General features: G+C 71.7%; 17 protein-coding genes and 1 pseudogene. 6 read left to right on the top strand and 12 right to left on the bottom strand.

From position 1 onward, the window contains the following. A pseudogene (locus tag E1166_RS20680) lies at positions 1–948 on the top strand (hypothetical protein); the annotation flags it as partial. A 259-nt stretch (positions 949–1,207) separates the two neighbouring features. Here the strand turns inward: E1166_RS20680 and E1166_RS20675 are convergent. Further along, positions 1,208–1,774, bottom strand: a complete 567-nt coding sequence (locus E1166_RS20675; protein ID WP_243710454.1) for a hypothetical protein — start codon at positions 1,772–1,774, stop codon at positions 1,208–1,210. 520 nt (positions 1,775–2,294) lie between these two features. On the opposite strand from E1166_RS20675, the gene E1166_RS20670 reads away from it, so the two are divergent. After that, the gene (locus E1166_RS20670; RefSeq protein WP_132341136.1) at positions 2,295–4,136 is read left to right on the top strand and encodes a hypothetical protein; all 1,842 of its coding nucleotides are present in this window, start codon (positions 2,295–2,297) and stop codon (positions 4,134–4,136) included. A 292-nt stretch (positions 4,137–4,428) separates the two neighbouring features. Here the strand turns inward: E1166_RS20670 and E1166_RS20665 are convergent, their stop codons facing one another. The 4 genes from E1166_RS20665 to E1166_RS20650 all read right to left on the bottom strand — a co-directional run bounded on the left by E1166_RS20665 (position 4,429) and on the right by E1166_RS20650 (position 7,354). Then, positions 4,429–5,100, bottom strand: a complete 672-nt coding sequence (locus E1166_RS20665) for a cellulose-binding protein (protein WP_132341133.1) — start codon at positions 5,098–5,100, stop codon at positions 4,429–4,431. A gap of 260 nt (positions 5,101–5,360) precedes the next feature. Next, positions 5,361–6,062, bottom strand: coding sequence for a cellulose binding domain-containing protein (locus E1166_RS20660; RefSeq protein WP_132341131.1), 702 nt, complete (start codon positions 6,060–6,062; stop codon positions 5,361–5,363). Positions 6,063–6,264: 202 nt separating this feature from the next. Continuing rightward, positions 6,265–6,654, bottom strand: coding sequence for a hypothetical protein (locus E1166_RS20655; RefSeq protein WP_132341129.1), 390 nt, complete (start codon positions 6,652–6,654; stop codon positions 6,265–6,267). A 37-nt stretch (positions 6,655–6,691) separates the two neighbouring features. After that, a complete protein-coding gene (locus E1166_RS20650; protein ID WP_132341127.1) occupies positions 6,692–7,354 on the bottom strand; it encodes a hypothetical protein in 663 nt (220 codons plus the stop codon). Between the two features lie 63 nt (positions 7,355–7,417). Here E1166_RS20650 and E1166_RS20645 point away from each other — a divergent pair, with 63 nt between their 5' ends. From E1166_RS20645 to E1166_RS20635, 3 genes are all read left to right on the top strand, one after another. Further along, entirely contained in the window at positions 7,418–7,597 is a 180-nt protein-coding gene (locus E1166_RS20645) for a hypothetical protein (RefSeq protein WP_207914388.1), read from the top strand. Between the two features lie 196 nt (positions 7,598–7,793). Next, positions 7,794–10,649: an aconitate hydratase gene (locus E1166_RS20640; protein ID WP_132341123.1), complete on the top strand. Its 2,856-nt coding sequence runs from the start codon at positions 7,794–7,796 to the stop codon at positions 10,647–10,649. A 148-nt stretch (positions 10,650–10,797) separates the two neighbouring features. Beyond that, positions 10,798–11,889 (top strand): winged helix DNA-binding domain-containing protein, encoded by a 1,092-nt coding sequence (locus tag E1166_RS20635; RefSeq protein ID WP_132341121.1) that lies wholly within the window; start codon positions 10,798–10,800, stop codon positions 11,887–11,889. A gap of 60 nt (positions 11,890–11,949) precedes the next feature. Here the strand turns inward: E1166_RS20635 and E1166_RS20630 are convergent, their stop codons facing one another. The 5 genes from E1166_RS20630 to E1166_RS20610 all read right to left on the bottom strand — a co-directional run bounded on the left by E1166_RS20630 (position 11,950) and on the right by E1166_RS20610 (position 17,616). Beyond that, a complete protein-coding gene (locus E1166_RS20630) occupies positions 11,950–12,558 on the bottom strand; it encodes an ATP/GTP-binding protein (RefSeq protein ID WP_132341119.1) in 609 nt (202 codons plus the stop codon). Next, positions 12,539–12,925, bottom strand: a complete 387-nt coding sequence (locus E1166_RS20625) for a DUF742 domain-containing protein (RefSeq protein WP_132341117.1) — start codon at positions 12,923–12,925, stop codon at positions 12,539–12,541. The genes E1166_RS20630 and E1166_RS20625 overlap by 20 nt, the downstream gene beginning before the upstream one ends. Before the next feature lie 5 nt (positions 12,926–12,930). Beyond that, the gene (locus tag E1166_RS20620) at positions 12,931–13,365 is read right to left on the bottom strand and encodes a roadblock/LC7 domain-containing protein (RefSeq protein WP_207914386.1); all 435 of its coding nucleotides are present in this window, start codon (positions 13,363–13,365) and stop codon (positions 12,931–12,933) included. 73 nt (positions 13,366–13,438) lie between these two features. Continuing rightward, on the bottom strand, positions 13,439–15,931 hold the full coding sequence (locus tag E1166_RS20615) for a nitrate- and nitrite sensing domain-containing protein (protein ID WP_132341115.1): 2,493 nt from the start codon (positions 15,929–15,931) through the stop codon (positions 13,439–13,441). An 89-nt stretch (positions 15,932–16,020) separates the two neighbouring features. Beyond that, the gene (locus tag E1166_RS20610; protein ID WP_132341113.1) at positions 16,021–17,616 is read right to left on the bottom strand and encodes a prenyltransferase/squalene oxidase repeat-containing protein; all 1,596 of its coding nucleotides are present in this window, start codon (positions 17,614–17,616) and stop codon (positions 16,021–16,023) included. A gap of 470 nt (positions 17,617–18,086) precedes the next feature. Here E1166_RS20610 and E1166_RS20605 point away from each other — a divergent pair, with 470 nt between their 5' ends. Beyond that, on the top strand, positions 18,087–18,335 hold the full coding sequence (locus E1166_RS20605; protein ID WP_132267273.1) for a DUF2630 family protein: 249 nt from the start codon (positions 18,087–18,089) through the stop codon (positions 18,333–18,335). Between the two features lie 48 nt (positions 18,336–18,383). Here the strand turns inward: E1166_RS20605 and E1166_RS20600 are convergent, their stop codons facing one another. Beyond that, a complete protein-coding gene (locus E1166_RS20600; RefSeq protein WP_132341111.1) occupies positions 18,384–19,319 on the bottom strand; it encodes an RIO1 family regulatory kinase/ATPase in 936 nt (311 codons plus the stop codon). Between the two features lie 180 nt (positions 19,320–19,499). Further along, positions 19,500–19,695 (bottom strand): HAD hydrolase-like protein (locus E1166_RS20595; protein ID WP_165944395.1); only part of this gene is annotated, 196 nt, incomplete at its 5' end.

Raw genomic sequence — 19,695 nt, 5'->3', positions numbered from 1 at the left:
GGTGGTGCCGCCCGCCTGGTCAAGACCACTCTGGTCGGTAACAACGCCGAGGGCAACGGCGGGGCGATCGCCAACTACGGCCGGGTCGACATCCACGACAGCAAGCTGAACAACAACCACGCCCGGCACGACGGCGGCGCCATCTTCACCGCCGGCGTCCTGCAGATCACCGACACCCGCCTCGGTCACAACACCGCCGTTGGCAACGGCGGAGCCGTCGCCAACGGCCAGGGTAAGGCCAAGACCGGTGCCCAGGCGCAGACGCAGGCGAAGGCCGGCACGGTCGAAATCCAGCAGAGCACCATCGAGGCCAACACCGCCGACCACAACGGCGGCGGCGTCTTCACCGCCGGCGGTTTCGTCAAGGTCTCCCGGGTGCACATCAAGGAGAACAAGGCCTGCCACAGTGGTGGTGGGGTCTACGCGGCCGACACCGACCTGCACCTCGACCACACCACCATCACCAAAAACCACGCCAGCCTCGACGGCGGCGCCATCCTCAACACCGGCACCACACACACCACCACCGGCCGCCCCGACAACCAAACAGACGCCACCACCACCATCACCCACAGCACCATCACCACCAACACCGCCGGCCGCTACGGCGGCGCCATCTTCAACGGCGACACCCACCAACCCACCATCGACCCCGGCTTCCACAACAAACCACCAACCCACACCACCAACGCCACCCTCACCCTCCGCGACACCAACACCAAAAACAACACCGCCCTCAACGGCGGCAGCATTTTCAACAACAAAGCCACCACCAACCTCACCACCACCACCATCACCAACAACACCGCCACCGACAGCAGCAAAACCCACCGCGTCGCCGGCGGCATCCTCAACAACAACGGCACCACCGAAACCGACCACAAAACCACCATCACCAACAACGACCCCACCAACTGCGCCGGCACCGTCAAAACCTGCTTCAACTAACCCACCAGACCAACCACCCGGCCCCCGGCCACCAGCCGGGGGCCGGGGGCCGGGCCACTGCCAGCCAGCCCGCCTACGGCAGGGCGGATGATTCTCTCGCCGGGACACCATCGGTCACCGCGAATGGAGTCGGCCAGCGGCCCGAATCGTCGGCGGGACCACCGAGCGGACCGCTCGGAAACCGGCGCAGGGAGTTGTGCTGGCCGGGCAGCCGCCGACCGGACTCAGGAACGCTGCGCAGGGCATCTCCGGCGCGCGGTCAGGTGTGGGCGCTCGGCGCCGACCTCTCGGTGAGCTCCCACCGGTCGCCGTGACCCGTGGCGATCGCGATCGCCTCGATCACCCGCCGGGCCGCCGCCGGATCATCGACGAAACTGACGGCGGCTTCGAGGCCGACCGGCGGCCCACCGGCCAGGCTCGCGGCCACGGCGATCATCCGTCGGTCACGGTCCGGCACGTCGGCGGCCGCGGCGAAGCCGACCACCGCCGCCCAATCGCTGACCTGCCCCATCCGCACGGTGTCACCCATGTCCCACACCAGGTCCAGGATCCCCACGAGGTCACCGAAGCCCGGCTGGTCCGGAACCGTGGTGAAGGTCAGCAGATGCACGGCGGCCCGCCGGCCGAGCGAGGCGCCGGTGGCGATGTCGGTGCGCAGGATGGCCCGAATCTCATCGCCGGTGAACCCGCGGGCGAAGTCCGGCCGGGGAGTTCTCCGATGCAGCGGCGGCGCCGTGTCGGGGTCGGCCAGCAACTCCGCCAACCGCAGGCACTCCACACACGGCGGCAACGCGGCGATGTCGACGCAGGTGTCAGTGAGATGCATGTCGTACGCAGTGTTGATCGCCCACTGATCACTGCCCCAGACCGGACGCTCCGGAGTCGAACACAGCGTGAGACCCGTATTCCCGCCGTCCCCGCCGGCCGCGTCGTCGAGGTCCACGGACAGATGCCGCAACGTGCCGTCCGTACACGGTCGAGGTGTCATCGGGTCCTCCTCACCACCGGACGCTTCGCCGGTCGCCCGTGACAACGAAGTCTATCCATGCCCTGCACCGGGACCGCCGCACGACGTGCCTACTCGGCATCAGCTAACGACTTTGCGGGCACTGCCTTCCCGGCCGCCTTTGCGCCTTCCCATGCTGGCGATGTCCGGGACAGCACACCGCTACACCGCTGTCCCGCCCGTACGCCAACATCCACAATGCGGGCTTTTTTCGTGTATAGCCGCGAGATGAATAAAGCTCCCATACGTTGTTGTTCAGCAGCTACAACCGATTTGTGGCCAAGGCCGCCTCGCCGCGGCGAAGCAGCCTTGTCTGGTACAGAGAGGGCAGAGTGCTCCGATGTCCAACTACCTGCGCAACAACGATGAGGACGCTCGTGACTCGACGTCCGCGACCCGCCGTCGCCGGCGCTGGCTCGCCACCGGGGTCGCCGGCCTGACCGGAGCGGTCAGTCTGGCCGGGGTGGCGTACGCGACGACCGGGGTGATCGGGCCGCACCGGCTGGCCGACGTCAAGTGGTCGACGGCGCAGCAGCTCAAGGACGACCAGGGCGATCGCCACCGGGACGAGCGGGACACACGTGCTCGGGACCGGGACCACGGGAAGGTCCGCGAGGTGCCCTGCGACGAGGAGAAGCTGATCGAGGCGATCGACCTGGCCAACCGGAACCACGGCGGCACGTTGCGGCTGGCCCCGCACTGCACCTACGAGTTGGGCGCCTACAACCGGGAGACCGGTTCGGCCCTGCCGACGATCCAGCAGGAGATCACCATCGAGGGGCAGGACTCCACGATCACGCGGGACGCCGAGGCCAACTTCCGGCTGTTCAGGGTCGCCGACGGCGGCGATCTGACGCTGCGGGACGTCACCCTCAAGGGCGGCAACGCCGCCTCCTTCAAGTACGGCGGGTCGCGCGGCTCGCAGACCCCCGCCGGGCCGCAGGCCCCGAATGCCGCCCGGCCCACGACGGGACAGCCCACGGTGGGGCAGCCTCCCCAGGCTCCCGGCCCGCAGCTAGCCGCTGATCAGGCCGTGGCCCCGGGCACCGCCAAGGCCCCGGGCACCGCGCAGGTGGCCGCCCCGCAGGCCGCGAGCGTTCCGAATGCCGGAGCCGCCCCGAAGGTGGCGAGTGCACCAGAGGCAGGCAACGCCCCCCAGGCCGCGGGCGCCCAACAGGGCCCCAGCCGACAGCTCGACGCCACCTCCGACGGGGGCGCGCTGCTGGTGGAGCGGGGTGGTGCCGCCCGCCTGGTCAAGACCACTCTGGTCGGTAACAACGCCGAGGGCAACGGCGGGGCGATCGCCAACTACGGCCGGGTCGACATCCACGACAGCAAGCTGAACAACAACCACGCCCGGCACGACGGCGGCGCCATCTTCACCGCCGGCGTCCTGCAGATCACCGACACCCGCCTCGGTCACAACACCGCCGTTGGCAACGGCGGAGCCGTCGCCAACGGCCAGGGTAAGGCCAAGACCGGTGCCCAGGCGCAGACGCAGGCGAAGGCCGGCACGGTCGAAATCCAGCAGAGCACCATCGAGGCCAACACCGCCGACCACAACGGCGGCGGCGTCTTCACCGCCGGCGGTTTCGTCAAGGTCTCCCGGGTGCACATCAAGGAGAACAAGGCCTGCCACAGCGGTGGTGGGGTCTACGCGGCCGACACCGACCTGCACCTCGACCACACCACCATCACCAAAAACCACGCCAGCCTCGACGGCGGCGCCATCCTCAACACCGGCACCACACACACCACCACCGGCCGCCCCGACAACCAAACAGACGCCACCACCACCATCACCCACAGCACCATCACCACCAACACCGCCGGCCGCTACGGCGGCGCCATCTTCAACGGCGACACCCACCAACCCACCATCGACCCCGGCTTCCACAACAAACCACCAACCCACACCACCAACGCCACCCTCACCCTCCGCGACACCAACACCAAAAACAACACCGCCCTCAACGGCGGCAGCATTTTCAACAACAAAGCCACCACCAACCTCACCACCACCACCATCACCAACAACACCGCCACCGACAGCAGCAAAACCCACCGCGTCGCCGGCGGCATCCTCAACAACAACGGCACCACCGAAACCGACCACAAAACCACCATCACCAACAACGACCCCACCAACTGCGCCGGCACCGTCAAAACCTGCTTCAACTAACCCACCAGACCAACCACCCGGCCCCCGGCCACCAGCCGGGGGCCGGTACGCGTGTGGGCCTTCACCGTTGCGCCCCGCGCGTCGGCCAGTTGGCAACCTCTGACCGACCCGGATCAATCTCGGAGCGACCTCGACCCGTGTCCGACCACCACCGACCATTCGATGATCAAAATCTGCGGCAACCGGGCCATCCCGGCGTCAGGACACCACCGATCACGGAATGCGGACCGCGGCTTGGCCCAGGCAGGGAGTGATCGAGGCCAGGCGGCACCCGGCCGGGACCGGGGCCGGATCAGAGACCCGAGCAGGGAAAGCCGTTCACCGTGCAGCCTGACGGCTTCACGCCACCGGTGTACTCGTAGATGAACCGCAACTGGACCGAGGTACGCGGGGCCAGGTCCACTCCGCTGGTGTACGTGAGGACCCCGTCGCGCACCTGCGTGGTGCCCTGCGGCGCGCTCTCCACCCAGATGCCCCCCAGCCGACCCCGGGGCTGCACCAGCCGGACGGTCCACGAACGGGGTCGCAGCGTGGTGTTGACCAGAAGCACCTCACCGGCGTAACCGTCACCGTAGTCCGCCATCATCCGGAACCGGCCGAACACCGACGGTCTCGGGGACGGCGACGCCGGCGGGGTTGATGCCGTGGGGGACGCGCCACCGGTCCTACCGGGGGTGGCTGACGGGCTCGACGCCGAGGGGCTGGCCGGGGCGTTCGACCGGGGCAGCAGCCCCGGCACCGCCGGCGCGGGGGCGGTGTTCGCCCGCACCGACGGCACAGCAGCCGCCAGCGTCGGCATGGACATGGCCGGTGCGGGCGGCGGGAGGTCGGCTACCGGTCGTCGGCCGCCGGTCGTACCCAGAGCGACCACCAGGAGCAGAACCATGACGGCCACTCCGAGGATCACCACGAGCCAGGGCAGCGAGCGGAGGGACGCGGCTCGGGGGTGCGGTGTACCGGACATGAGTTCTCCCTGGTCGGTCCCGTCCCGGAAGCATGACGACGATCGGCGGCGCGGGGAGTACGCAACCGATGACCCGACCCTGGTTACCGTCGGGTAGGCGCCAAGCTACCAGCTCAAATCCCACAGACGGGATTCCCGACGGGGACTCCCGGCGAACCCCGACCGACCGGATGACCGCAACCTCGACCCGGGGACCGAACGACCCGCTGACCGGGGGCGATACCCGGCCGAGCGGGTCGGCTGGGACGGCAACGGGCGGATCAGCGGCCGGAGCAGGCGACGCCGTTGACCGTGCAGCTGCTCGGGCGGTTGTTACCGCCGGTGTGTTCGAAATGGAACCGCAACGGCACCGTGGCGTGGGCTTCCAGGTTCACCCCGCTGGTGTAGGTGAAGACACCACCGGACATCCGGGCCGACCCCTGCGGCGCGCCCTCCACCCACGCGGTGACCAGCCGGCCCTGCGGCAGCACCAGCCGGACCGTCCACGACCGAGCCCCGGACGTGGTGTTGGTCAACAGCACCTCGCCGATGAAGGCGCCTCCATAGTCGTTGAGCTTGCTGTAACGGCCGGTCACCGACGGCGCGGGGGCCGGCGGTGGGTAACCGGGGGTGGACGGATTCGCCGGCGGCTTGGTGGACGGCGCCGGTGCCACCGGTGGCGGGACCGAGCCAGGCTGCCCACCGCCACCGGCCGGCGGCGTCTGTATGCCGGTGCCGCCCCCGCCGACGGACGGCTCGGTGCGCCGGGGCGTGATGCCGGGCAACGGCTGCAGGGGCAGCGTCGCCGCGACCCGGGTCGGCACCGACGGGGGCGGTAGGTCCGGTAGCGGGATGGTCTGCATCGGCTCCGGCGGCCGGGTGTGGAACCGTTCCCCGCCGGGGACGGAGAGGAGCGCGACAACCTGCAACGACAGCAGTGCCATCACCCCGGCGACGACCACCACCCAGGGGGACCATGCCATCTGCAGCAAACCACCGAGTGGTGATCGTGCACGACGCCTGCCGGACATGCCCCTCCTTCATCGGTGCCGCCCGAGAGCGTACCGATCTTCGGCATTGCCGGAAAGGGGTGATCCCGCCTGCTGTCCATACGGTACGGCCGGTCGGTCGAGACGAATCATGCCAGGCACAGCGGGGTTGCGGCCGCCGGACCGGTCGGGCGGATCAGCCGGTACGGACGACCGTGCAGATGAGCGGCCCGTCGGCGCTGGCCCGCAGCAGGTACCGGTACCGTTCGCCGGTCACCGCCCGGCCCTGGCTGTCCAGGAACTCCCAGCGTACCGCCACCATGGTCAGCAGCGCGGAAACCGGCTCGACGTCCTCGATGAGCGCGTTCGCCGCGACGAGTTCCCGCTGCTGGTAGTCGGGCGCGGCACCGACGAAGGAGAGGGCGACGGCGGCGATGCTGGAGAACGAGAAGCTGTAGGTGTCGGCGACCACCAGCCCGGGCAGCGCGTAGCAGTTGGCGATGGCGGGCAGGTCACCGACGATGAGCGCCACGCCGTACCGGTCGAAGAAGTCGGTCAGGGTGTCGAGGGAGGTGGAGGCGCTCACGGGCCTACTGATTGCCGGCCGCCGAGCACGGCAAACCTCACCGCGGCGGAATACGCACCTCGATCTCCTCGCCGAGCCGGGCCCCGCCGGTCAGGTCCAGGTCGTCACCGCTCCAGAACCGACCCGGGTCGTACCAGTTCGGTCGTCGGCCGGGCGGCAGCAGCCCCATCGCCTCGTAGGTCACCGCCACCACCTCGGCGCAGTACGCGGTCTCCAACGCCCGGTCCGGCACCGGCGCACGGGACACCTCCGGCCGGCCGGGGTGCGGCAGCCGCAGCCGGGGCACCCGTCCCCGCGCCCACCGCCAGGCGAGTTGGGCGGTGCTCGGAAACGGGGTGCCGTCGAGCCGGGCGATGGTGCGCAGCACCGCCTGCTCGTGCTCCGGCCCGGCCGGAGGTTCGAGCTGGCGCAGCCAGGCCCGCTGGCCGTACCGGTTGGCCCAGACGCAGACCGCGTCGCGCAGGTCGTGCAGCTGTACGCCGCGCTGGTGGGCGCCGGTCCACATGTCCGGCAGCGACCGGCCCAGTTCGGCGTGCCACATCAGCGGCGGCAGGTCGTCGAGCACCACGGCCATGCCGACGTGGTTGACCGGGCTGTTGGTGGTGAGCTGGATGGCCCGGTCGGGCACGCTGCGACCGCGGAACACCCACACGTCACCGGTGCGGGTCAGGTCCACGGCCTCGTCCAGGCTGATGCTCATGCCGCCCCGCCGCCCGTGCTCCGTTCGCTCATGGACCACTACCCTAGGCCGATGCGGCAACGGATGCGGTGGTGGAAGGTGCTCGGTCTGGCCGGCCTGGCCGGGGTCGCGGCGTCCGGCGTGGTGATCGCCCGCGCCGAGCGGCGCCGTCGGGCGTACACACCGGAGGAGATCCGGGACCGGCTGCGCGAGCGGCACGCGCAGGCCGGCGAGGGCAGCACGCCGGCCGACGGGACCGCCTGACCCCGGCGGACGGGCCGGCGAGGGCTGTGCGCCGGCCCGTCCGTGCCGCGTCGAACCGACGGCGGCGCGGCTTGCGCCAAAAGCAAGACGGACGTACGGTTTTGTTGACGACGTGAATCGGCGGTAAGTGTCACCTAACCTCGGCGGCGCCCCGACCGGTGCGACAGACTGCTCAGGACTACTCACGGTCGCTGGTGTGAAGGAGTACGACGTGGCGAGCCTCGACACCTTCGGTGCGAAGACCCAGCTACGCGTCGGAGACGCGAGCTACGAGATTTTCAGGATCGACAAGGTGGAGGGGCACGACCGACTGCCCTACAGCCTGAAGATTCTGCTGGAGAACCTGCTGCGGACCGAGGACGGCGCGAACATCACCGCCGACCACATCCGCCAGCTCGGCGCCTGGGACCCCACCGCCGACCCGAGCGTGGAGATCCAGTTCACCCCGGCGCGGGTGCTCATGCAGGACTTCACCGGCGTACCCTGCGTGGTCGACCTGGCCACCATGCGGGAGGCGGTCCGCGACCTCGGCGGCGACGCCACCAAGGTCAACCCGCTGGCCCCCGCCGAGCTGGTCATCGACCACTCCGTCATCGCCGACCTGTTCGGCCGTGAGGACGCCTTCGAGCGCAACGTCGAGCTGGAGTACGAGCGCAACAAGGAGCGCTACCAGTTCCTGCGCTGGGGCCAGACCGCCTTCAACGAGTTCAAGGTCGTCCCGCCGGGCACCGGCATCGTGCACCAGGTCAACATCGAGTACCTGGCCCGGACGATCATGGAGCGGGGTGGCCAGGCATACCCGGACACCGTGGTCGGCACCGACTCGCACACCACCATGGTCAACGGCCTGGGCGTGCTGGGCTGGGGCGTCGGCGGCATCGAGGCCGAGGCCGCGATGCTCGGCCAGCCGGTCAGCATGCTCATCCCGCGGGTCGTCGGCTTCAAGCTGCACGGCGAGATGCCGGCCGGCACCACCGCCACCGACCTGGTGCTCACCATCACCGAGATGCTGCGCAAGCACGGCGTGGTCGGCAAGTTCGTCGAGTTCTACGGCCCGGGCGTGAGCGCCGTGCCGCTGGCCAACCGGGCCACCATCGGCAACATGTCCCCGGAGTACGGCTCCACCGTCGCGATTTTCCCGATCGACGTTGAGACCGTCCGCTACCTGGAGCTGACCGGCCGGGACCCGCAGCAGGTCGCGCTCGTCGAGGCGTACGCCAAGGAGCAGGGCCTCTGGCACGACCCGGACGCCGAGCCGGAGTACTCGGAGCGCCTCGAACTGGACCTGGGCACCATCGAGCCGTCGCTGGCCGGCCCGAAGCGCCCGCAGGACCGGGTGCCGCTGGGCAGCGCCAAGACGCTGTTCCGCGCGGCCCTGGGCGACTACGTGGCCGCCGACGAGACCGGCGGCGACCCGGGCCGCAAGCCGGGCGTGCCGCAGCTGGAGCAGCCGTTCGGCACCGAAGGTCCGGCCGACGAGGCCAGCGCCGAGTCCTTCCCGGCCAGCGACGCGCCGGCCAACGGAGTCAACGACCCGGCCGACGCCCCCCGCGACCTGCAGACCGCCGCCGTGGGCGCGGGTGGACGCGCGAGCAACCCGGTCCGCGTCACCGGCGCCGACGGCGTCGAGTACGAGCTGGACCACGGCGCGGTGGTGATCGCCGCGATCACCTCCTGCACCAACACCTCCAACCCGCAGGTCATGATCGGGGCCGCGCTGCTGGCCCGCAACGCGGTGGACAAGGGCCTGGCCCGCAAGCCGTGGGTGAAGACGACCCTGGCCCCGGGCTCCAAGGTCGTCATGGACTACTACGACCGCGCCGGCCTCACCCCGTACCTGGAGAAGCTCGGCTTCAACCTGGTCGGCTACGGCTGCACCACCTGCATCGGCAACTCCGGTCCGCTGCCGGAGGAGGTCTCGGCCGCGGTCAACGACGGCGACCTGGCCGTCGTGTCGGTGCTGTCGGGCAACCGGAACTTCGAGGGCCGGATCAACCCGGACGTCAAGATGAACTACCTGGCGTCCCCGCCGCTGGTCGTGGCGTACGCCCTGGCCGGCACGATGGACATCGACCTGGCCAACGAGCCGATCGGCGAGGACACCGCCGGGAACCCGGTCTTCCTGCGCGACATCTGGCCGAGCAGCGCCGAGATCCAGGACGTCATCGCCTCGGCGATCGGCGCGACCGGCTTCAGCGCGGCGTACGCCGACGTGTTCGCCGGCGACGAGCGCTGGCAGTCGCTGCCGACCCCGACCGGTGACACCTTCTCCTGGGACGCCGAGTCCACCTACGTCCGCAAGCCTCCGTACTTCGAGGGCATGGCGAAGGACCCACAGCCGGTGCAGGACATCGCCGGTGCCCGGGTACTGGCCAGGCTGGGCGACTCGGTCACCACCGACCACATCTCCCCGGCCGGCTCGATCAAGGCCGACTCGCCGGCCGGCAAGTACCTCGCCGAGCACGGCGTGGCCCGTCACGAGTTCAACTCGTACGGTTCCCGCCGGGGCAACCACGAGGTGATGATCCGGGGCACGTTCGCCAACATCCGGCTGCGCAACCAACTCGTCCCGGGCGTGGAGGGCGGCTTCACGGTCAACCACCTGACCGGCGAGCAGACCTCCATCTACGACGCCTCGATGGCCTACCAGGAGGCGGGCGTCCCGCTGGTCATCCTGGCCGGCAAGGAGTACGGTTCCGGGTCGTCGCGCGACTGGGCAGCCAAGGGCACCATGCTCCTCGGCGTCAAGGCGGTCATCGCCGAGTCGTACGAGCGGATCCACCGGTCCAACCTGATCGGCATGGGCGTCCTGCCGTTGCAGTTCCCCACCGGCGAGAACGCCGACTCGTTGGGCCTGACCGGCACCGAAACCTTCGCCATCGCCGGTGTGACCGAGCTGAACGACGGCCGGACCCCGCGTACGGTAAAGGTCACCACCGACACCGGTGTGGAGTTCGACGCCGTGGTGCGGATCGACACCCCCGGTGAGGCGGACTACTACCGCCACGGCGGTATCCTGCAGTACGTGCTGCGCCGCATGATCGCGGCCTGACGTCCGTAGCGTCTCCATGGCCCCCTCCCGCGACCAGCGGGAGGGGGCCATCGCGTTTCCGCCGGTAGCTGCTCGCCCTCGGCGATCGTGATCAGCAGGGTGCGCTCCGGTCGCCCCGATTGTCGGGGGCCGCGCGTAGGGTGGCGGAATGGTCGATCGCCGCCAGGTGATGAGCTTCCGCGTGCAGGCCCAGCAACTCACCCGAGCCGAGGGCACCCTGGCGGACACCGCCGTGCTCGACATCGGAGTGCAGGACACCGGCCCGGACGGCGGTGGCTGGGCGTTGGCCCTGCGCGGGGTCGACGCAGCCGCGTCGTCCCGCGACGACCTGATCCTGCTGTGGACCGTCCGCGGCGCGCCCCACCTCTACCGGCGGGCCGACGTGGGGCAGGTGGCGGCCGCGATCGAGCCGTGGTCCGACGCGGACGCGGGCAAACGTGTCTACGACGCCGCCAAGCCCTTGCGGGCCGCCGGCATCGGCGTCCTGGCCGCCCTCGACGAGGTGGCCGCGCAGATGCGGTCCGTCGTCACCCGGCCGACGGTCAAGGGTGAGGTCTCCGGTCGCCTGGCACAGGTGCTGCCCGAGCCTTATCTGCGGTTCTGCCGGCCGTGCCAGGCGACGCACCTTTACGAGATGCCGTTCCGGTTGGCCGCCCTGCGGGCCGGTCTGGAGCTGCGCCCCGGCACGTCGCCACCGGTGCTGGAGCGCATCCCCGACTTCACCAAGGCCGACGCGGCCGGTGACCGGTTCGATGTGATCCGGGCCTACCTCCGGCTGCTCGGCCCTGCCACCTGCAAGGACGTCGCCACCTACCTCGACGCCCCGGTCAAGGAGGTCAAGGCCCGCTGGCCGGAGGACGTCGTCGAGGTGACGGTCGACGGCGAGACCCGCTCGCTGCTCACCGCCGACGAGCGGGCACTGACGTCGTCCGACGCGGCAGGTGCCCGCCTGCTCGGACCGTTCGATCTCTTCCTGCAGGCCCGGGACCGGGCGACCCTGGTGCCGGACGCCGCGCACGCCAAGGAGCTGTGGCCGGTGCTGGGCCGACCCGGCGCCGTCCTGGCCGACGGCGAACTGGTCGGCACCTGGCGAGCCCGCAAGTCCGGCAGCCGGATGACCGTCGCCGTCCGTCCCTGGCAGAAGCTGCCCGACAGTCGACGCCGCGCGATCGTCGAGCAGGCCGAACGCCTGGCGGCGTACCGTTCGGTCGCGCTCGCCGGCGTCGACTTCGACGGCTAGCGACGGATCGAACCGGCACAGCGGCGTGCCGTCCGTCGACGAGTCGGCAGCGTCGCCCGCTCAGCCCTCGATGCCACCGTGGCGGGCCTCCCAGGTCTTCATCGCATGCTCCAGCAGCGTGACCAGCACGTCCCGGACCGATTCCCGCCGCCGCGCGTCGCAGAGCACCATTGGCACCCCCGGGTCGAGGTTCAGCGCCGTCTGCACCTCGTCCAGCCGATACTGCCGGGCACCGTCGAAGCAGTTCACCGCCACCACGAAGGGCGTGCCACGCTCCTCGAAGTAGTCGATGGACGGGAAGCAGTCGGCCAACCGCCGGGTGTCGGCCAGCACGACCGCGCCGATCGCCCCGAGAGCCAACTCGTCCCAGACGAACCAGAAGCGGTCCTGGCCCGGAGTGCCGAAGAGGTAGAGCACCAGGTCGTCGCTGATGGTGATCCGGCCGAAGTCCATCGCCACCGTGGTGGTGGTCTTCCCCTCCACGCCGGACAGGTCGTCGATCCCGACGCCCGTCTCGGTGAGCACCTCCTCGGTGCGCAGCGGCTTGGTTTCGCTCACCGCGCCGACCAGTGTGGTCTTGCCCACCCCGAACCCCCCGGCGATCAGGATCTTGACCGCGGTGGGCAGGGACGGCGCGCCGGCCGCCCGCTCAGAGTGCCCGTAGTCCATTGATAACCGCCTCGAAAACGCTTTCATCGGGTACGCCGGCGCCGCCCCCGGGCGGCCGGACCCGCACCAGGTCGCGGGCCATCAGGTCGCCCAGGAGGACCCGGACGGTGCCCACCGGGAGGTCGAGATGGGCGGCGATCTCCGCCACGGACTGCATCCGCTGGCAGAGCGCGACGATGGCCAGGTGTTCCGGGCCCAGCCCGGACTCGCCACCGGCGTCCGACCGGGTCGCCATCACCAGGGAGATCAGATCGAAGGTGCCGGTCACCGGGCGGGCCCGTCCGCCGGTCATCGCGTACGGGCGGACCACCGGACCCGCGTGGTCGTCGACCCACCTGTCCTCGGCGGAACCGTCCTCGGCCGCCATCCTGCTTACTCTCCGCCGGCTGACTGCTCGAGCCCGCGGGTGGGTGATGCGACGTACGTGCCCACCCGGGTCACCAGCATCGCCATCTCGTACGCGATCAGCCCGACGTCGGCGTCCTCGGCGGCGAGCACCGCCAGGCAGGCGTTGCGCCCGGCCGCCGTGACGAACAGGAACGACGACTGCATCTCGATGATGGTCTGCTGGACCTGTCCGCCACCGAACCGTTTGCCCGCCCCCCGGGCCAGACTCTGGATGCCGGCCGCCATCGCGGCCAGATGCTCGCCATCGTCCCGGCTCAGTCCCCGTGACGAGGCCATCAGCAGCCCGTCCGAGGAGAGCGCCACGGCGTGTTCGGCCTGTTTCACCCGGCCGACCAGATCGTCCAGCAGCCACGTCAGGTCGGTACCCGAACCCGTTTTCTGCGCCACTCGTGTCCTCATCTCCCCCGGTTGGTGTCGCCATCGCTCCACGTTGTCGTGTGCCGTCGCATCCGGTCTGGCCGGCGCGCCGGCGTCACGTCTCCGCCCCGTCCCCGGTGCCCGGCCCATCGCCCGTGCGCGCCCCGGCGGAGGCGGACCCGCCGAGCAGTCGGGCGGCCTCGGTCCGGCCGCGGCGGGTGCCTGTCTGGTACGAACTCATCATCTGGCGCACCTGCTCGGGCGGGCGCGGCGGCAGTTCGCCGCTACCCCGCGCCGGGGCCTCGCCCGGTGGCCCGCCACGCAGTTCCGGCACGATGCTCGCCTGCCGGATCCGCATCGGCAGCCCCAGGTCGGTCACCGGCCAGTCGCCGCGAACCCGACCAGGTTCGGTGCCGACCACGCCGGCCTGCTGCCCCGACCCGCCCACCGCGGCGTCCGCGCCGGCAAGGGCCGGGGCCGGCCGGACGGTGGACAGCGCGGTCGGCACGGTGGGGCCGTGCAGAGCCGCCCGGGCCGAGCCGGCTTTCGTGCGGTTCGGCAGCTCCGGCTCGTCGGCGGGACGCTCCGAGGTGGACGCCCGCCGAGCCCGTACCGGCAGCTCCAAATCCCCGACCGGGTTCCCGTCGTCGCCGCGTACACCGGGCCGGCCGGCCGGCGTCGGCGAGGTCTGCCCGCCCGTCCGCCCCGGTGCCGCGCCGCCGGGGTCCTCGCCGACCTCGACCAGCGCACCGGGAATGAACACGACCGCGGTGACGCCCCCGTACGGGGACTCGGTGAGCCGCACCCGGATCCCGTGCCGCTCGGTGAGCCGACTCACCACGTACAGACCGAGCCGCGAGGTGTTGACCAGGTTCAGCTCCGCGCGGTCCGCGAGCCGCTGGTTGGCCTCGGTCAGCTCCGCCGTGCTCATGCCGCGGCCACGGTCCTCGATCTCGACGGCGAAGCCGTTGGCCACCTGCTGGCCGCGCACCTCGACCGGGGTGTGCGGCGGGGAGAAGGTCAGCGCGTTCTCGATCAACTCGGCCAGCAGGTGGATGACGTCACCCACCGCGCGACCGGCGAGCGACACCGGGCCCAGTGGCGCCACGTCGACCCGGGTGTAGTCCTCCACCTCGGCGACCGCGCCCCGGATCACGTCCACCACGGGTACGTGGCGTCGCCAGGCGCGGCCCGGCGTCGAGCCGGCCAGCACGATCAGGTTCTCGGCGTTGCGCCGCATCCGGGTGGCCAGGTGGTCGACCCGGAACAGGTCCTCCAGCTCCTCGGCGTCGTGCACCCGCCGTTCCATCGCGTCGAGCAGGGCGAGCTGGTGACGGACCAGGGCCTGGGTACGCCGCGCGAGGCTGAGGAACACCGCCCGGGCGGTGCGGCGCAGCTCGACCTGCTCGACGGCGGTCCGCACCGCCGCCTCCTGCGCCACGTCGAACGCCCTGCCGACCTGACCGATCGCGTCGTCGCCGGTGTCCAGGGGTGCCGACGGTGGGGCCAGGTCGACCTGTTCACCGTGGTCAAGCCGGTCCGCCACGCCAGGCAGCCGCTCGGTCGCCAGCCGGAGGGCGCCCGCCTGGAGCGCTGCCAGCCGCCGACCCAGCGTACGGGCGGTGCTGACCGAGACGGCCACCGAGGCGATGACCACGATCAGCCCCAGGCCGGCGACGAGCACGGTCCGGATGATCACCCAGACCGCCACCGGGGTGGCCCGGTCGACGAGCGCCCGTGCGCTGGCCAGCACCACCGCTTCCTGCTCGCCGAGGGCCGCGTCGACGGCCGCCTGCCAGTCGACCGCGTCCACCGGCAGCGAGCCGTTGGGGCGGCCGTCGCGGATCAGCCGGTCCTCCAGGGTCCGTAGCCGGGTGAAGGACTCGCCCCGGAGCATGGTGAGGTACCGGTCGCGGTCGGCGGCGGGCAGCTCGGCCAGCGCCTCGGCAGCCAGGAAGCGCTGCGCCCCGACGAGGTGGGCGAACTGGGCGTACTCCCGGTCGTTGACCCGACCGGTGGCAGCCGCCCCGGCGAGCAGAGCGTCCTGCTGGGACATCAGCTCGCGTACCCGGACCAGGTGGATGAGGGTGGCGGTGTCCTCGGCGATCCGCGCGTCGTCGAGCCGGTCGAAGCCGGCGTACACCCGGAACAGCGAGTCCACGACGGCCGTGAACGCCTCGGCGGCGCCGGCCCGGTCCACCGCGCGGTCGGCGACGGCGTCCCGGATCGGCGCCAGCGAGTCGAGCCGGGTGGTCGCCTCGTCGATGCGCCGCGTCAGCTCGGCGGAGGAGGCGAGTCGGACCCGCCAGCTTCGGGCCGACTCGGCGAAGACGGCGGCCGACTCCTCGCTACTGCGGCGTTGGGCGCCCAGCGCCTGCGCCTGCGCCTGGCCCGGCCGGCCCAGGTAGGCCAGCGACAGCCGGCGCTCCCGCTGAAGTTCGGTGCGCAGTGCCTCACCCGGCTCGGCCACCCGGGCCTCGAGGGTCTGCACACTCAGGACGGTGTGAGCGTCCCGCAGGGTCACCCAGGCGGCGAACGCCCAGAGCGCGGCCAGTGCGACCAGCACCGCCACCACCCTGGTACGCACACCTGCGCTGCGGGAACCCATCACACCGTCCCTCGCCGGTCCTTGTGCACCTTCCGGATCGGCCGAAAGTGCGATGCCAGCCCCGGCGCACGCTAGCAGTGTCCGGAACCTTACTCAAGCAGTGCCGATCGGGGGACGGTCCGGGTGAGGGGGCGGGCGCGGCGGCGCCCGTCCGCCAGGACGCGGGCGGCGACGACGGCCGAGTGGACGATGGTGGCGGGGTGGTAGAGGTCCTTGTCATGCCACAGTGGACAGGCGTCGTCCAACACGGACAACCGGCTCACGGCTCGGTTCACCGCCGGCCCGGCCTCCCGGTCGGCCGCCGCGGTCAGCAGGATGTGCAGGGCGTACGCGGTCTCCTCGGCCGTCTCCTGCCACCGCCCCCAGCCGCCGTCCGGCCGTTGGGTGGCGAGCACCCAGTCGACGGCCCGCCGCACCGCCGGCCGGGCCCGCGGTCCGCCGTGGTCGTGCAGGGCGAGCACGGCGCAGCAGGTGGCGTAGTACGGGGAGGCGTGCCAGCGGTCTGTCCACGCGCCACCGGGTTGTTGCTGGTCGAGCAGCCAGCCGGTGAGCCGGTGGACCACCGTCGCCGTGTTCGGCTCGCCGTGGCCGAGTTGCCACCCGAACGCCTCCAGCACGTGGGCGTTGGTGGTCACCGAGGCGCCGTCCTCCCCCTCCCAGGTGCAGAAGTGCGCCCCGGTGTCGTACCGGGACAGGCAGGCAAGACCGACCCGGTGACCGAGGCGGGCCAACGCGTACAGGGTCACGGCGGTGGTGTCCGCGTCGGTGGGCAGGCCGGGACCGGTTGCCGCGCCGTGTGGGTTGACCGCGTCGCGCAGGCCCGCGACGAGGGCCGCCGGCACCTCGACCGGTACGCGCGCCCGGGCCAGGTTGCTGAGCACCCAGGACCGCTCGAAGACGGTGATCGGGGCGGCGCAGGGGGCTTGACCGTCGTGGTCGGCGACCACCCCGTGCAGGTAGTCCAGGGCCGCCGGCCACCTGTCGTCCGGGCCGCCGAGCCAGGCGGCGGTGGCGGCCGGGGACGCACCGACCGGACCGGCCGGGGCGGGGACCACGCCGGCCAACTGCCGGGCGGCGGGGCCCAGCGCCTCCAGGGCGTGCAGCAGCTTGACCGGCATGGCGGTGCCGGACGCGGCCAGCCGGCGTACCCGGTCCAGCCGTCCCCGGCCCATGCCGGCGGGCAGTGGTGGTGGGCCGGCGCCTCGCCACCGGTCCAGCGCCACCGACGGGCGGGTCAGCCGTTCGCCGATCCGCTCGGCCAACGCCGGCACCGTCAGGTCCACGGCCGGCAGGTCCGGCACCGGGTACGCCGCAGGGCCGGCCCCGCTGTGCAGCAGGCGCAACGCCCGATCGACGGCCTGCCGTACCCCGTCCACCGACCAGCCGACCGGCGCGTCCCGGTCGACCGTGGCCAGCAGGCCCTCGACGGCGCTCAGCGTGGGCACCAGGGCGTAGCCCTCGGGGCCGCCCCAACCGCCGTCCGGCCGCTGGGTCGCCAGCAGATACCGGACCCGGTCGGCGTGCCGGGTGAGCCACGGCGCGAGGGAGACCAGCCGGGCCGTCTCGTACGCCGACACCGAGGTCCGGCCGGCGGGCCGGGCGATCATCCCGGCGATCAACCCGGCCGCCGTGGCGGCGGTGGTCGCGAACGTCGCGTCGCCCCGGACGAGCGGCTCAGCGTTCATGGCACCTCCCGATGTCGGTCGACGTCAGCCGACCTGCCCCGGATCACGTGCACCGGCCTCCTCCACCTCGATGCCGGCACTGCGCAGCGTGCCCCCGTGGTCATCGCGTGTCACGGTTACGCAGAGCATGCCATCGACCACGGGCTTCTTCCAGACATCCCGCCGGAGGAAATCTCACCTCCTGCGGCTTCCACTCCACAAAGGACTGCGGGAAGCTCTCGTCCGGCACGGAAGACCCGCAGGTGGCACCGCACGACGCGGTTCGTCGGCGACCTGAACGGCGACGCGGGGCAGGCACCGGATCGTCGGCGGAATCTCGCGCCGGCCACCCTCGTCCGGCCGGCTCTCGCCGCGTTCCACCTCGCGGAGGCACCGGCGGGCCGATCCGTCCGGGGCGCCGCGCGTACCGGCGACGCGGTCGGGCCGGCAAACCCAGGCGCGTGCGCACACCCTGTGCCACGCTCAGGGGCATGGACGACAAGACCATCCTGAACCGGATCTCCGAACTCGTCGACGAGGAGCACCGGCTGCGCTCGACGGCGCAGGAGAACGAGGCCGGCACCGACGACGAGGCCCGGGAGCGCCTGCGCGCGCTGGAGGAGTCACTGGACCAGTGCTGGGATCTGCTGCGGCGCCGCCGGGCGGCCCTCCGGGCGCACGGCGACCCGGACGCCCAGGGCGAGCGGCCGCTGCCGGAGGTCGAGCGCTACCTCCAGTAGGGCGACGGGCGAGATGCCCCGGGTTGTGCTCCCCGGGGCACCCCCGGCTCACCGGATGCCGGCCTCGCGCAGCAGCATCCCGGTCACCTCGTCCGGTTCGTCCGGCAGCCCCCGCGCGGCGAACCAGGCGCCGACCACCTGTACGTCGCGGGCCAGGAACTCCGGCCCCTGCGGGTTGGCCACCACGTCGACCACCTGCGGCAGGTCGATCATGACGAGCCGACCCCGGTGCACCAGCAGGTTGTACGGCGACAGGTCACCGTGGGCGTACCCGGCGCGGGCCAGCACCACCAGCGCGTCGACCAACTGCGTCCACAGGTCACGCAGCTCGGCGGGCTCGGGGCGGAGCTGGGCCAGCCGGGGTGCCGCCGCGCCGTCCTCCGGGTCGCCGACGAACTCCAGCATCAGCTCGGTGCCGATCAACTGGACCGGGTACGGCACCGTGATCCGGCCGGTGGCGGCCCCGATCCCCCAGAGCCGGGCCAGTGCGGCGAACTCGGCCGCCGCCCACTGCCCGGCAATCATCTGCCGCCCGAACGCGGTCCGGCCGGTCATCGCCCGCATCTCCCGGGAGCGCCGGACCCGGCGCCCCTCCAGGTAGCCGGCGTCGCGGTGGAAGAGGCGGTGCTGCGGATCCCGGTAGCGTTTGACGGCCAACAGGCAGGAGCGGTCGGTGCCCGGCACAGCCCGGCGGACGAGGTGGACGTCCGCCTCCTTGCCGGTCTTCAGCACACCGAGTTCGGTGTCCCGGGCGGCCAGTTCGGTGACCAGCCAGTCCGGGTGGGGTTCGGGTCCGTGCACGGCCTGATCCCAGGACGACCAGCGGTCGGGCTGGTCGGGCTGGGCGTCGGGGTCGGATCCGGGCTCGGCGAGGACGGGCCGCTCGGCCCGGCCACGCTTCAGGAACTGTGGTTCGTCGTCGTCGTCGAAGCGGCTCTTGCCGCGGCCGCGGCGCCGCGGCGCCGGGAGGTCGTGTTCACGCACGTGACTGGTGATCCCTTGATCGAGGCTGGTGGAGGCAGGTGGAACGACCCTGCGATGACGGCCATGACCGACCTCCTCTCCTCGACCGGGCACCCACCCGGTACGCGCGTCTCGCGCGGCCCCCATGCTGGTGGCGTCCGACGGCGCGGGTCAACCGAATTAACCCGGTGGCCGGTCCGCTCAGCTGCTGAGCACCACGGAGACGGCGGCGATCAGCGAGTCCACGATCCGGGTCGGCGCGAATCGGGTGTCCGACCAGCTCCGGCCTCGGTGCAACCACACACTGGGCAGGCCGACGGCGGCCGCGCCACCGATGTCGGCCTCGGGGCTGTCCCCCACCACCCACCCGCCCCGCAGCGGCATCCGGGCGCGTTGC

Origin of the sequence: Micromonospora sp. KC213 (genome assembly GCF_004348325.1) — a bacterium.
In the GTDB taxonomy this organism is placed as follows: Bacteria; Actinomycetota; Actinomycetes; order Mycobacteriales; family Micromonosporaceae; genus Micromonospora.
The sequence above is the reverse complement of the archived record's forward strand: the minus strand, read 5'-3'. Positions and strand labels throughout refer to the sequence as shown.

Coding starts and splice junctions, on each gene's coding strand:
- E1166_RS20675 (WP_243710454.1), bottom strand. CDS start 1,774: ATGCATCTCACTGACACCTGCGTCGACATCGCCGCGTTGCCGCCGTGT.
- E1166_RS20670 (WP_132341136.1), top strand. CDS start 2,295: ATGTCCAACTACCTGCGCAACAACGATGAGGACGCTCGTGACTCGACG.
- E1166_RS20665 (WP_132341133.1), bottom strand. CDS start 5,100: ATGTCCGGTACACCGCACCCCCGAGCCGCGTCCCTCCGCTCGCTGCCC.
- E1166_RS20660 (WP_132341131.1), bottom strand. CDS start 6,062: ATGGCATGGTCCCCCTGGGTGGTGGTCGTCGCCGGGGTGATGGCACTG.
- E1166_RS20650 (WP_132341127.1), bottom strand. CDS start 7,354: ATGAGCATCAGCCTGGACGAGGCCGTGGACCTGACCCGCACCGGTGAC.
- E1166_RS20645 (WP_207914388.1), top strand. CDS start 7,418: ATGCGGTGGTGGAAGGTGCTCGGTCTGGCCGGCCTGGCCGGGGTCGCG.
- E1166_RS20635 (WP_132341121.1), top strand. CDS start 10,798: ATGGTCGATCGCCGCCAGGTGATGAGCTTCCGCGTGCAGGCCCAGCAA.
- E1166_RS20630 (WP_132341119.1), bottom strand. CDS start 12,558: ATGGACTACGGGCACTCTGAGCGGGCGGCCGGCGCGCCGTCCCTGCCC.
- E1166_RS20625 (WP_132341117.1), bottom strand. CDS start 12,925: ATGGCGGCCGAGGACGGTTCCGCCGAGGACAGGTGGGTCGACGACCAC.
- E1166_RS20620 (WP_207914386.1), bottom strand. CDS start 13,365: ATGAGGACACGAGTGGCGCAGAAAACGGGTTCGGGTACCGACCTGACG.
- E1166_RS20615 (WP_132341115.1), bottom strand. CDS start 15,931: ATGGGTTCCCGCAGCGCAGGTGTGCGTACCAGGGTGGTGGCGGTGCTG.
- E1166_RS20610 (WP_132341113.1), bottom strand. CDS start 17,616: ATGAACGCTGAGCCGCTCGTCCGGGGCGACGCGACGTTCGCGACCACC.
- E1166_RS20605 (WP_132267273.1), top strand. CDS start 18,087: ATGGACGACAAGACCATCCTGAACCGGATCTCCGAACTCGTCGACGAG.